12 protein-coding genes and 1 pseudogene are annotated in these 12,715 nt (G+C 69.1%); 6 read left to right on the top strand and 7 right to left on the bottom strand.

Going from position 1 to position 12,715, the window contains the following annotated elements:
* Nucleotides 1-54 precede the first annotated feature (54 nt).
* The gene (locus BM199_RS19840) at nt 55-2,694 is read left to right on the top strand and encodes a PQQ-dependent sugar dehydrogenase (protein ID WP_091674768.1); all 2,640 of its coding nucleotides are present in this window, start codon (nt 55-57) and stop codon (nt 2,692-2,694) included.
* A 76-nt stretch (nt 2,695-2,770) separates the two neighbouring features.
* Here BM199_RS19840 and BM199_RS19835 read toward each other — a convergent pair.
* From BM199_RS19835 to BM199_RS19825, 3 genes and pseudogenes are all read right to left on the bottom strand, one after another.
* A pseudogene (locus BM199_RS19835) lies at nt 2,771-3,303 on the bottom strand (hypothetical protein); the annotation flags it as partial.
* A 102-nt stretch (nt 3,304-3,405) separates the two neighbouring features.
* Nucleotides 3,406-4,071, bottom strand: coding sequence for a response regulator (locus BM199_RS19830; protein ID WP_091674767.1), 666 nt, complete (start codon nt 4,069-4,071; stop codon nt 3,406-3,408).
* Nucleotides 4,068-5,333 carry a sensor histidine kinase gene (locus BM199_RS19825; protein WP_091674766.1) on the bottom strand — a complete coding sequence of 422 codons (1,266 nt, stop codon included), beginning with the start codon at nt 5,331-5,333 and terminating at the stop codon, nt 4,068-4,070. The genes BM199_RS19830 and BM199_RS19825 overlap by 4 nt, the downstream gene beginning before the upstream one ends.
* Nucleotides 5,334-5,433: 100 nt before the next feature.
* On the opposite strand from BM199_RS19825, the gene BM199_RS19820 reads away from it, so the two are divergent.
* Nucleotides 5,434-6,033, top strand: coding sequence for a hypothetical protein (locus BM199_RS19820; protein ID WP_091674765.1), 600 nt, complete (start codon nt 5,434-5,436; stop codon nt 6,031-6,033).
* 4 nt (nt 6,034-6,037) lie between these two features.
* Nucleotides 6,038-6,244 (top strand): hypothetical protein, encoded by a 207-nt coding sequence (locus tag BM199_RS19815; RefSeq protein ID WP_091674764.1) that lies wholly within the window; start codon nt 6,038-6,040, stop codon nt 6,242-6,244.
* A gap of 236 nt (nt 6,245-6,480) precedes the next feature.
* Here BM199_RS19815 and BM199_RS19810 read toward each other — a convergent pair whose 3' ends face one another.
* Both BM199_RS19810 and ppgK read right to left on the bottom strand, forming a co-directional pair.
* Nucleotides 6,481-7,899 carry an RNA polymerase sigma factor gene (locus BM199_RS19810; RefSeq protein WP_177242707.1) on the bottom strand — a complete coding sequence of 473 codons (1,419 nt, stop codon included), beginning with the start codon at nt 7,897-7,899 and terminating at the stop codon, nt 6,481-6,483.
* A 195-nt stretch (nt 7,900-8,094) separates the two neighbouring features.
* Complete coding sequence (gene ppgK, locus BM199_RS19805) at nt 8,095-8,856, bottom strand: polyphosphate--glucose phosphotransferase (RefSeq protein ID WP_091674763.1); 762 nt, start codon at nt 8,854-8,856, stop codon at nt 8,095-8,097.
* A gap of 136 nt (nt 8,857-8,992) precedes the next feature.
* Here ppgK and BM199_RS19800 point away from each other — a divergent pair, with 136 nt between their 5' ends.
* A complete protein-coding gene (locus BM199_RS19800; RefSeq protein ID WP_245788473.1) occupies nt 8,993-9,811 on the top strand; it encodes an inositol monophosphatase family protein in 819 nt (272 codons plus the stop codon).
* A gap of 30 nt (nt 9,812-9,841) precedes the next feature.
* On the opposite strand, the gene cei is transcribed toward BM199_RS19800, so the two are convergent.
* Nucleotides 9,842-10,540: an envelope integrity protein Cei gene (gene cei, locus BM199_RS19795; RefSeq protein ID WP_245788472.1), complete on the bottom strand. Its 699-nt coding sequence runs from the start codon at nt 10,538-10,540 to the stop codon at nt 9,842-9,844.
* A 493-nt stretch (nt 10,541-11,033) separates the two neighbouring features.
* On the opposite strand from cei, the gene BM199_RS19790 reads away from it, so the two are divergent.
* Nucleotides 11,034-11,342, top strand: coding sequence for a DUF4193 domain-containing protein (locus BM199_RS19790; protein WP_091674761.1), 309 nt, complete (start codon nt 11,034-11,036; stop codon nt 11,340-11,342).
* Nucleotides 11,343-11,655: 313 nt separating this feature from the next.
* Here BM199_RS19790 and BM199_RS19785 read toward each other — a convergent pair whose 3' ends face one another.
* Nucleotides 11,656-12,168, bottom strand: a complete 513-nt coding sequence (locus BM199_RS19785; protein ID WP_245788482.1) for a DUF3093 domain-containing protein — start codon at nt 12,166-12,168, stop codon at nt 11,656-11,658.
* 66 nt (nt 12,169-12,234) lie between these two features.
* On the opposite strand from BM199_RS19785, the gene dut reads away from it, so the two are divergent.
* A complete protein-coding gene (gene dut / locus BM199_RS19780; RefSeq protein WP_091674759.1) occupies nt 12,235-12,690 on the top strand; it encodes a dUTP diphosphatase in 456 nt (151 codons plus the stop codon).
* The last annotated feature ends 25 nt before the right edge of the window (nt 12,691-12,715 follow it).

The raw sequence follows: 12,715 nt of genomic DNA, 5'->3' as shown, positions 1-12,715 counted from the left end.
CCGTCCCCCCGAGCGAGATACACCGAAAGGGTGTGACGCTCGGAGGGGGCCGACATGGCGCGACGCGGCGGGGTGGTGGTGTGGATCGCCGTGCTGGTCCTCGGGTTGCTGTTGATCCCGGTCCCGGCGCACGCCATCGCGACGTTGCCCACCGGTTTCGCGCTGACCGAGCTGTCCAGCGGGCAGGAGCCCTACCAGCTCACTGACTTCGCCTACCTGCCGGACGGCGGAATTCTCAGCACCGGAAAGGCGGGCACCGTTGCGTGGGTGGCCCCGGACGGCCGGTCGAAGACGATCGCCACCCTGCCGACACACGATGTCCAGGACCTCGGCCTGGTCGGCATCGCCGTCGCCGCCGATTACCGCACGTCACGGGAGATCTACCTGGCCAGGTCGGTTCCCTCCGGTGGCGGGTTCACCATCCGGCTCGCGCGCTGGACGGTCACCGGAGCCGAGGAGCCCACGGGCCTCACCGGCGAACGCGTGCTGGTGGAGCTGCCGGGGGACGCCGTCGTCCATGGCATCACCGGGATCGTGGCGGCCCCGGACACCACCATCTGGGTCTCCGTCGGCGACGTGTCGGACTACACGAAGGTGGATCGCAGGGCGCTGCGCGCCCAGAACCCCGACGCGCTGCAGGGCAAGATCCTGCACCTGACCCGCGAGGGGCTCGGCGTTCCGGGAAACCCCTTCTACAGCCCGGCCGACCCCGCCTCCGTGCGCAGCCGCGTCTACGCCAGTGGGTTCCGCAGTCCCTTCCGGCTCACCCTCGACCCCGAACTCGGTGTGCCCGTCGTCGGCGACGTCGGTTGGCGGAACTGGGAGGAGGTCGGTCTCGTGCGACCGGGTTCGAACCACTCCTGGCCCTGCTGGGAGGGCACCCAGCGCACGCCCGGCTATCTGGAGTTCCCCGAGTGCGCCGGCGTGCCGAACCACCCACCGATGTGGGCCTACTCCCACGGCAGCGGAGTCGATCAGGGCAACAGCGTCACCGGGGGGATCGTCTACGGCGGCACCAGTTATCCGCAGCAGTACCACGGCGCGTACTTCTTCGGTGACTACGTGACGAAGAAGCTGTGGTCGTTGCGGTACGACAGCCAGGGCAGGCTGGTTCAGCCGCCGCAGAGCCCGCCGCTGGGCACGGACGTCGGCGGGCCGGTGAAGTTCGCCGCCGCTCCCAACGGTGACATCGTCTACGCCGACATCTACACCGGATCGCTGCGACGGCTCACCTACACGGCCGGCAACTCGCCTCCGTCGGCGAAGGCCGTCACCCGAACCGACCCCGACGCGCGGCTCGTGAGTTTCGACGGAACCGAGTCGGTGGACTACGACGGCGACCCGCTGACGTACCAGTGGGACTTCGGCGATGGCAGCAGCGCCGAGGGCGTCCGCGTAGAACACACCTATGCCGCGGGCTCCGATCGGGTCACGGCCTCGCTGACGGTGACCGATCCCCTTGGTGCCAGTGATCGGACGGAGTTCGTCGTGGCACCGGGAAACCACTCGCCCGACCTGCGGTTCACCGAGCCGCCGGAGCCTGACTTCGCTGTCCGCGATCCGGTGACCACCTCCGCGGTGGCGCAGGACGCCGAGGACGGCGCTCTGCCGATCAGCTGGATGATCAAGGTGGTGCACTGTCCGCAGGAGGCGACCTGTCACGCGCACCCCGCCACGGGCGGCGCGCGACACTCGCTCACGGTTCCCTTCACCGACCATCCGGACTCGCGGATGGAGCTCACGGCGACCGCCACCGACAGCGCGGGTGTCTCGGTCAGCAAGACCTATGTGGCGTGGCCCCGTGAACACAGGCTGACGCTGCGCGGTTCCGTGCCGGCGGCCCTGGAGATCACCTCCGAGGGAGGTGGGTACACGACCATGGTCACCGAGGGCGCGAACGTCGACGTCGTCGCCGCGGCTGTGGCCGCTGACGGGGTGTCGGCCTTCGCCGAGTGGGACGACGGGTCGGTGTCCCGCAACCGCGCCCTGACCATGGGAGCCTCGGACATCACGCTGACGGCCGAGTACGCCGGCCCGATCCAGCTGCGCTACGAAGCCGATCCGGCGCTGCGGACACTCCTCGGTGCGGCGACCGGCCCCGAGGTGACCGACGGTGGCGTGCGCTACCGGACCTACGAGGGAGGCAGGCTGTACTGGTCCGTGGCCACCGGAGTGCGGGAGACACACGGGGCGATCCTGCGCAAGTACCTTCAGCTCGGCGGCCACTCCGCGCTCGGGCTACCCGTCACCGACGAGACGGTGACTCCGGACAAGGTCGGCCGGTACAATCACTTCTCCGGCGCGCAGGGGACAGGCCCCGCTTCGATCTACTGGACACCGTCCATCGGCGCGCACGGCGTGTGGGGGGCGATCCGGCGGCGGTGGGCGGCACTGGGCTGGGAGCTGGGGCCGATGGGGTACCCGACGAAGGACGAGACCACGACCCCGGACAGGATCGGGCGGTACAACCACTTCAGCAAGGCGGCCTCGATCTACTGGACGCCCACCACCGGCGCACACGACGTGTACGGCGCGATCCGGCGGCGCTGGTCCGCGCTCGGCTGGGAACGGTCGTACCTCGGCTACCCGACCACCGGCGAGTACGCGGTGTCCGGTGGACGGCGGAACAACTTCCAGCGCGGTTACATCGTGTACAGCTTCAGCTCGAAGCAGGTCACCGATCGCCGGTACTGAAAGGCGTTCTCAGCTGGGAGCAGTGGAGCCGTCCTCCCGCCTCCGGGCCAGGCGGGAGTGCGTGCGGCCGTAGCAGAAGTGCCGCCACAACGGGCAGCATGGGGGAGAAGGGCACCCGGAACGGTCGCCGCAGCTCAGGCCGCGTGTGGCGGAGCACCGGCACGGCCACCGCGACGGTGAGCATCGCCGACAACGCGCCGATGCTCACCATGTCGGCGAGCTCGCTGATCGGCGAGCAGGGCGACCAGCGCGGCCCCGCCGATGTTCGTGAACGGCACCATGCCGGTCAGTACCACGGACACTCCGATGTAGAGCAACGCGCACACCGCGAGTGCGCCGAGGATGCCGACTCGCAGTCCTTGCTCGGATTCCTGGTCTCCTCGCCGAGGTTGGCCAGTGCCTCCCAGGCTGGCCAGATACCCGGACCAGCCACGAGAGACGACGGCCGCACCGAGGGCGAACTCGAGGAGCAGATTCCAGCCGATGATCCAGGCGACCACCTCGCCGAGCGTGGCGAACGCGTAGGTGTATGCGCTGCCGGGCCGTCGGCACGGCCGAGGCCAGTTCCGCATAGCAGACGGCTGCGAGACCGGCGACGACCGCGCCGATCCGTCGGCTGCCCCGCCGACCACCTCGGCTCCCTCGGCCGCACCGAGAACCATCACCAGTCCGGCTCGGACCGCGATCGTTCGCCGCGCTCGCCGCGGGTGGTCAGTGTGGGCCGGTCGGCTCGCGGCCGATGCCGTGCTCCCGTGCCAGGATCGCGGCCTGCACGCGCGAGCGGAGGTCCAGTTTGGTCAGTACCCGGGAAACGTGGGTCTTGACCGTCGTCTCCCCGATGAACAGCCGCGCCGCGATCTGCGCGTTCGAAAGGCCGTCGCCGAGACAGCCGAGCACCTCCCGTTCACGGTCAGTGAGATCGGCCACAATGGATGGTGTGGGCGCCGATGCCGGTGCGGTCCTGGCGAACTCGGTGATCAGTTTCCTGGTCACCTCGGGAGCCAGTACGCCTTCACCGGCGGCGACCAGCCGTACGGACTCGACCAGGCGGGCCGCGTCGACGGACTTGAGGAGAAAGCCCGCCGCACCCGCGCGCAACGCCGAGTAGACGTACTCGTCCAGATCGAACGTGGTGAGTACGAGAACGTGACAACCGTCTCGGTCCGCGAGTTGCCTGGTCGCCTCGATACCATCCGTGCCCGGCATCCGCACATCCATCAGCACGACGTCCGGCCGCAACGCCGCGACCTGCCGGACCGCCGCGGCCCCGTCGGCTGCCTCGCCGACCACCTCGACTCCCTCGGCCGCACCGAGAACCATCACCAGTCCGGCTCGGACCGCGGCGTGGTCGTCGGCCACGAGTACTCGGATACTCACCGCGCCACCTCCGATTCCGAGGCCGCCGCCGGTGCTTGTGTTGTCGGCAGTACCGCGCGGACCAGCCAGTTCGATCCGCTCGGGGCGGCGGTGAACGACCCGCCCACGGCGATCGCCCGCTCGTGCATGTTGTCCAGCCCCCGGCCCAGCCCTGTGCCGGAGTGGCGTTCGGCGGGCAGATCGTTGCGTACCTCGACGGTGAGGGTCCCCTCCCCGCAACGCAACCACACTGTCGCGCGGCGGCCGGGCGCGTGCTTGAGCACGTTGGTCAGCGCCTCCTGGATGATCCGGTAGGCCGCGAGATCCACGGCGGTGGGCAGCGAGCCGGTGTCGTCGAGCTCCGACCGCAGATCGAGTTCCATTCCACTCGTTCGCGCCGATTCGACCAATGTGGACAGCTGAGCCAACCGGGCGGGCGCGACGGTTTCAGCCGAGGCGGATGCGGGATCGCTGAGCAGGCCGATCATCGCCCGCATCTCCTCCAGCGCCCGCACGCTGTTCTCCCGCACCGACGTCAGAACCGAGTGGATGGTGTCGTCCTGCCCGGGACCGTTGCCGTTGCCACTGCCGTCGACCGACAGCGCGGCCGAGGACTGGATCGCGATGGCGGACAGGTGCCCCGCGATGGCGTCGTGCAGATCACGGGCCATTCGGGCTCGTTCGGCCGCCAGCGCCGCCGCCCTGTCCAGTTCGGCGATCCGCCCGGCCGCATCCGCGGCGGCCCGTTCGTTCTCGGCGATGTCCCGCTGCTGCCGGATGTTTGTGGCCCACCACACCGGGATGACCAGAAAGGGCAGGCAGGCGCATGCGGCGACGACAGCGACACGCCAGTCGGGAAACGTCAGCATAGCGGTGGCGGTGGCGGCGATCACGCCCACCGCCGCTGTCGGGATCATCGCGCGGCTCAGGCGGGCGGACCCGTACAGCGTTGCCGCGTAAATCAGATCGGAGTAACTGATCAGGGCAGGAGCGGAGAAGCCGAGCAGCATGTCCACGGTCATGACGGCGGTCCCCGCGCCCAGCGCCAGCGCGGGCGCGCGGCGCCGCCAGAGCTGCAGTGTGCAGAGCAGGGCCAGCACGACGACACGTGTCCACAGTGGTGCGCCGGTCGCGGGATCGGCGAACAGCGGGTACAGCCCGACGAGATACAGGACACTGCCGAAGGCAAGGGTCGCCAGCGCGATCACCCGGTCCTGATGGACCGGGTCCAGCCGGTGCACCCGCAGGCGGGCAAGGTCGTTCCAGCGCAGCACACCGCACATCACAGCACACGGGAAGCGAGCCGGAGTCCTCCGAAGTGATGACGACCGCTCGTTCCCTCCGCCGACGCGGGCGCGGGCGCGCGGAATCCACGCTTGCCGCATGGACGAGTTGTTCGACTTCGTGACCCGCAATCCGATGGCGGCAGTGATCGTGGCGGGCGAGACCGGCTTCTGGGTGCTCATCGTGGCGGGGCTCGTGGCCAGGTACGTGTTCCGGCTCCGGCGGACCGGGCTGGTGCTGCTCGCCGCCACGCCCGTCATCGATCTCGGGGTGCTGATCGCCGCGGTGATCGACCTCGCGGGAGGGGCGGAAGCCAGCTGGGTGCACGGGGTCGCGGCGGTGTACCTCGGCTTCAGTGTGGTGTTCGGCCCTTCGATGATTCGCTGGGCCGACGACAGGTTCGCCCGGTGGTTCCTCGGCAGAGCGACCGAGCGGCCGAGGCTCAGTCACAGCGAGAAGCTGCGCAAGGAGTGGCGGGACTGGGGCCGCTGCCTGCTCGCGTCCGCACTCGCCGCGGCGGTCATGGGGGTGCTCATCCTCGTCGCGGGCTCGCTGGAGCAGACGAGGCAGCTGTGGGGAGCCGACGGGTGGCTGATCCGGCTAGCCGTGATCAGCGGGATCTGGTTCGTCGGCGGCCCGGTCTGGCAGGCCCTGACACCGCGGCGCGCGGAAGTGTCCCACAACAACGAGAAGGGGTGAGAGCGTGATCGAGATCGCCGGGATCCTGCTGCTGGTGCAGGGAGTGGGCGGATTCGTCAACCGGGTCGCAGGCAGCACGTCCGAGAGTTGGTTCGTGCAGCTGCACACACTGCCGAGCGCGTGGCACATACCGGCCAGCGTGGCGATGGCAGCCCTGGGGGCGGTGCTGGCGTGGGTGGGCGCCGAACGGCGGAAGAAGGTCCGCGAGTAGGGGAGGAGACGCAGCAGGGCCATCCCGGCCGCCTGGGGGCGGCCGGGATGGCCCTGTGCGGGGGGTGGGGCGGGCTCGCCTTCGGCTTCGCGGTGCTGGGAGTGTGGTCCAGCTAGACGCGTACGTCACTTGCCTCAGGCTCTGTTGTTTCTGGGAGCGGGACGAAAAGCGTGTCCCGCTCCCAGCGCTCTCCTGCGGCGGACGGCTGCCGTTGTGGTTCTTTTTTTGTGCCCGCCTCAGTCGAGGTAATCCCTCAGCACCTGAGACCGCGACGGATGCCGCAGCTTCGACATCGTCTTCGACTCGATCTGGCGGATGCGCTCGCGGGTCACGCCGTAGACCTGGCCGATCTCGTCCAGGGTGCGTGGCTGGCCGTCGGTGAGACCGAAGCGCAGCCGGACCACGCCGGCCTCCCGCTCGGAGAGCGTCTGCAGCACCGACTGGAGCTGGTCCTGCAGCAGCGTGAACGACACCGCGTCCACCGCGACCACGGCCTCGCTGTCCTCGATGAAGTCACCGAGCTGCGAGTCGCCCTCGTCACCGATGGTCTGGTCCAGCGAGATCGGCTCCCGTGCGTACTGCTGGATCTCCAGGACCTTCTCCGGGGAGATGTCCATCTCCTTGGCGAGTTCCTCGGGAGTCGGCTCCCGGCCGAGATCCTGCAGGAGCTCACGCTGTATGCGGCCGAGCTTGTTGATCACCTCGACCATGTGCACCGGAATACGGATGGTGCGTGCCTGGTCGGCCATGGCCCTGGTGATGGCCTGGCGGATCCACCAGGTGGCGTAGGTGGAGAACTTGAAGCCCTTGGTGTAGTCGAACTTCTCGACCGCGCGGATCAGTCCGAGGTTGCCCTCCTGGATCAGGTCCAGGAACGCCATGCCACGGCCGGTGTAGCGCTTGGCCAGCGACACCACGAGTCGCAGGTTCGCCTCGAGCAGGTGGTTCTTCGCCCGCTCTCCGTCGCGCACGATCCACTTGAGGTCGCGGCGCATCTGGGTGGCGAGCTTCTCGCCCTCCTCCTCGGCCGCGCGCACGCGGTCGGCGGCGTAGAGCCCGGCCTCGATGCGCTTGGCGAGCTCCACCTCCTCCTCGGCGTTGAGCAGCGCGACCTTGCCGATCTGCTTGAGGTAGGCACGCACGGAGTCCGCCGACGCCGTGAGCTCGGCGTCCTTGCGGGCCTGCCGCAGGGCCTCCGACTCCTCCTCGTCCCAGACGAAGTCCGGGTCATTGGGCGACTTGGCCCCGCCCTTGCCCCGAGTGGTCGCGGCGGCGGGTTCCGAGGAATCGTCCGCCTCCTCGGGCTCGTCGGCCTCTTCGGTCACGGTGGCATCGACGACGTCGACCTCCACCGCCTCCACGTCGAGGTCCGACAGGTCGACGTCCTCGAGCTCGGCGTCGTCGCCGGGACCGTCCGGCTCGCCCTTGGTGTCCGCGGTCTTCGCGCCCTTACGGCCCTTGGCCGGTGCCTTCTTGGCGGGCGCCTTGCGGCCGGACGACTTCGCGGCCGCCGGACCCTCGGTGCCCGTGGTGTCCGAGTCGGCCGCCGTGTCCTCGCCGGCCGCCGAGGTCTTGGCGTCGCTCGTTGATTTCGTCCCGCTTCGGGTTGCGGTTCTTGCGGCTGCCACGTACGCCCTTTCACAGCGGTCGATCATGACGAGCCGAGACATGTACGTCCCAGCTGCCTCAGATTCGGGGATCACGCCCCGGCCTGCGGTTTTGCTTCCCGCAGCCGTGGGCCGTGTTCCATTGTAACGACGATGGTCCCCGGCGTCGCGAAGCGATCAACTCCGGGGCGTCCCGGAAGGCGCGTTCGGGCGGTACCGCCCGGCCTGGAGACGGCCGTGGGATCAGTGCTCGATGCCCTCGGCCGCGGCCAGTGCGGCACCCACGATACCGGCGTTGTTCTGCAACGACGCCACCACGATCTCCGTCCGGATGCCGAGCAGCGGCACCCATTTCTCGGATTTCTTGCTGACGCCGCCACCGACGATGAGCAGATCCGGCGCCATGAGGCCCTCGAGCACAGTCAGATAACGGTTTACCCGCTGTGCCCACTCGGGGTAGGACAGCCCCTCGTTGTCCTTGATCGAGGCCGCCGCGCGCTTCTCCGCGTCGTGCCCGTCGACCTCGAGGTGACCGAACTCCGTGTTGGGCAGGAGCTTGCCGTCCAGGAACACGGCGCTCCCGATGCCGGTGCCGAAGGTGAGCAAAATGGTCACCCCGGTACGTGCCTCGGGGTGGCCGAACCGGATCTCCGCCATCCCCGCCGCGTCGGCGTCGTTGAGCATCGCGATGTCCTCGACGTCCCGGCCGAGCCGCTTGGCGAACAACGTGTCGGCGTCCGTGCCGATCCACGAAGGGTCGATGTTCGCCGCGGTCCGGGCGAAGCCCTTCTTGATCACGGCAGGCAGCGTGACGCCCACCGGCCCGTCCCACTCGAACTCGGCCACGATGTCGGCCACCACGTCGGCGATGGCCTCGGGCGTCGAGGGGCGCGGCGTGTCGACACGCTTGCGATCCCCGATGAGCCTGCCTTGTTCCAGGTCGACGAGGCCACCCTTGATGCCACTGCCGCCGATGTCGATACCGAAGCCACGGGTCGCCGTCATTGACGTGATCCCTTCATCGTTCGTGTCCCATCCGTAACCATGCCCGGCGAACGTAGGACCGGGTGTTCGCCCGCGTTACCTTCTCGATTCAGAAACCTGCGCACGAGACTTTAGCCGGATGTGGTCCCATGTCGTCATGGGTGCTGCGAGAACGACCGAATCCGAGCTCACAGACCTCGCCGAGCAGGTCGCGGCCGAGGCGGCCGCACTGGTGCGCGAGGCACGAGACGGAATGCAGGCCGGCCGCGCCGTCGACGTCGCCACCAAGAGCACCGACACCGATGTCGTGACCGCCATCGACCGCGAGACCGAGCGGTTCGTCCGGACCAGGCTGGCGGAGCTGCGGCCGGGTGAGGCCGTACTGGGCGAGGAGGAAGGGGGAGCGGCCGGGACCGGAGTGACCTGGGTCGTCGACCCGATCGACGGCACGGTCAACTTCCTCTACGGCTATCCCTGGTTCTCGGTGTCCCTGGCGGCACAGGTCGACGGGGTGTCGGTGGCCGGTGCCGTGGTGGAGCCGGTCAGCGGGCGCCGCTGGACCGCGACGCGGGGAGCCGGTGCATGGCTGGACGGGCGCCCGTTGCGCGTCTCGGCGCCGCGACGGCTGGAGCTGGCGTTGCTGAGCACCGGCTACGCCTATCGGGTCGAGCGGCGTACGCAGCAGGCGGCGATGGTTGCCGGGATGCTCGGCCGGGTGCGCGACATCCGCAGGGCAGGTGCCGCCTCGCTCGATCTCTGCGCCGTCGCGGCGGGCTGGACCGACGCCTATTTCGAGCACGGCCTCTCGCGCTGGGACTGGGCCGCGGGGGCCCTTGTCGCCGCGGAGGCGGGTGCCGTGGTGTCGCTGCCGGGCGAGGACCCGGAGTTCGGTTCGGACGCCACGTTCGCTGCCGCGCCGCCCATCGCCGCGGAGTTGCGGTCCGCCCTGATCGAGTGCGGCGCGGCGGCGATCTGACGGAAGGCTCTCAACCGGCGCCGGCGGTGCTCAGCAGTGGACGTCGCGGGCGGCGGAAATCAACTCGGGGTCGATCTGCGAGCCCGGGGTGGCGGCCTGCTCGCCGCCACCCTTCTCGGACTGGCTCGCCGACCACTTGCTGAGCTGGTCCAGGACCTGCAGGCCCTCCTTGCGTGGCCGCACACCGTTGAAGACCGTGCCGATGGAGAAGTCCACCGTCGCGTCCTTGCGGTTGTCCTTGACCAGTTCCGCACACGGCTCCACCAGGCTCAGCGTGCGGGCCGCCGCGGTGCCGTTCTCGCCGAACCGGATCTGCCCCCGGCAGTTCGCCTCGTCGTCCTGGTAGGCCGGGTCATTGGCGGGCTCGCCCGTCTCGGAGAAGCCGAGGTCCTTCAGTGCCAGCGTGGTCAGCGTCGCCCCGTTGCGGATTTCACTCGCGTTGAGGACCTGTACCGCGACCTTGTCCGGCGGAACGGGGGCGACACCGTCGAGACCGTCGTAACCGAGCGAGGTGTAGGTCACGCCCTCTGGCGGGCTGGGTGGGGGAGTGCACCTGACGGCTTCGTTCAGATCGTCACGGCTGACGATGACGTTCAGCCAGACGAAGACGGACACAGCCCCCAGCAGGCCGATGACGATGAGCGCGGGCAACGGCCGATGCTTGCGGTAGGGCTTCGACTTCCGGCCCCCGCGCCCAGCACCGCTGATCCCGCCGATCCCCGACACCACCTGCCCCGTCCTTTCCGGTCACTGTCCGTGTCACTACTGACACCGTCGTTGCAGATCAGCCTAGGCGTTACAGCCGGATGACCGTTGATGGGCACCACGGCACGCTCGGACACCGTTCCGGTGAGCCTCCGCTCGTGCCGCTCAAGGCCGGATTGCCTGGAAAAACCCCACGTAAACCATGCTGCCCGGCAGAGCCTCCCGGATCGGCAGCACTTCCGGTCCACCCAAAAGAGTTAACCCTCGACGAGGGCTCTCTGCGCCTGTTGAGTGATATACGCACGGTGACGGGCAACCTGTTTCCCTGGCGTTTCGGGCATGGGCTACCCTCTGCGGGCTCCGGGCGTAGATCGAGACGGGAAAACAGAGATCTCCCTCACTGCGACGCCGGGCACAAAAAGGGGCGCTGGGACGTTTACCAGCGACACGAAGGACTCACGGAATGGCTCGGAGTCCGGGTCATCTGATATCGACGCTGATCGCAGGGGTGAGGGAAATGGCGACCGACTACGACGCTCCGCGCCGCAGCGAAGCCGACGAGCTGGCCGAAGACTCGTTGGAGGAGCTGAAGGCACGGCGCAACGAAACACAATCCGGTGTGGTGGACGTGGATGAGGACGCCACCGCGGAGAACTTCGAGCTTCCCGGGGCCGACCTCTCCGGTCTCTCCGGCGAGGACCTGACCGTCAAGGTGGTTCCGAAGCAGGCCGACGAGTTCACCTGCTCGGTGTGCTTCCTCGTGCACCACAGGAGCAGGCTCTCCGAGGAGAGTGGCGGAAGGCTGATCTGCCGCGACTGTGCCTGACAGGGCGTCCGGGAACGGCGGATTGCGTGGTCATGGTGATCTGTGGAACTCGGCCGACGAAGTCCCGCTATCGAGGCGGCAGGGCGTCGAGCAGTGGAACGGGACTGTCGCTGGAAGTCAGCGCCCTGGCGACTCGATAGCGGACCCGAGTTCGCAGACAAGCTCTGAGGACGCGGGGCCGCGACCGCCGTGTGCGCGGCGCGGACCCGGGGTCGAAGTGGGTGAAGGGGTGATGGGACCGAGAGGTTCTCATCACCCCTTCCTCGTGTCCGCGCTCGTCGCGGCCGAGACGGTCAGCACCTTGTGATGATACTCACTCCGGTTGGGCGTGCTGTTGGCGGCTGTCCCGGAGGGCCTCGGCCAACGCCTCCGGCCTGCGGCTGCTGACCAGCCAGTAGGGCGTGGGGTCGGCGGGATCCGTCAGCTCCACCCGGACGAGCGGGCCGACCCAGCCGCGGTGCAGGACGAACGCGGCCGGGTCGAGTTCGGGGCCGAGCGCCTTGCGCTTGCGGTCCTTGCCGATCACCTCGACCTCGCCGGTGAAGCGTACGGGCAGGCGTGCCTCTCCGGCGCGCAGTTCCGTTTCCCCGGAGGGCACGTCGGTCACCTCGACCTTCGCCCGTCCGAGCGAGATCAGCAGTGCCGCCGCGAGCGGGAGCAACACCGCGTACGGGAGCCAGGAGCGCACACCGGGATAGCCCATGTGCACCTCGGCGGCGAGCAGTGCGGCGGCGAGCAGCGGCAGCGGCCAGCCCCACCAGGGCACATAGAGCCGCTCGACGTACCGGGTACCGGCCCTGGCCCGCTTTCCGCTCGTCTCCACCACGTCGCCTACCCGCCGATCACCCGTACTCGTGCTACCGATCACCATCTCAGGGTAGTCTCGCCGCCCGTGTCCAGCGTGCAGGTCCTGCTCTCCAGAATTGATCCCGGCGTCCCCGTCCCGTCCTACGCCAGACAGGGCGACGCCGGCGCCGATCTCGTCACCACGACCGACCTGGTCCTCGAACCCGGTGCCAGGGCGCTCGTCGGCACCGGGATAGCCATCGCCCTGCCCCCGGGATACGCGGGTTTCGTCCACCCGAGGTCCGGCCTCGCGGCACGGGCCGGGCTCTCCGTGGTGAACACTCCGGGGACGATCGACTCCGGCTACCGCGGCGAGATCCGTGTCTGTCTGATCAACCACGACCCGCACGAGCCGATCGTGCTGTCGCGGGGCGACCGCATCGCCCAGCTGGTGATCCAGCGGGTCGAGCACGCGGAGTTCGTCGAGGTCGGCGAACTCGACGAGTCGGAGCGCGGTGCGGGCGGCTACGGTTCGACGGGTGGACATGCCGTTCTCGGCTAGCGGATGTCACACGGCTAGATTGAGC

The organism is Amycolatopsis marina (assembly GCF_900111885.1).
Classification (GTDB): Bacteria; Actinomycetota; Actinomycetes; order Mycobacteriales; family Pseudonocardiaceae; genus Amycolatopsis; species Amycolatopsis marina.
The sequence above is the reverse complement of the archived record's forward strand: the minus strand, read 5'-3'. Positions and strand labels throughout refer to the sequence as shown.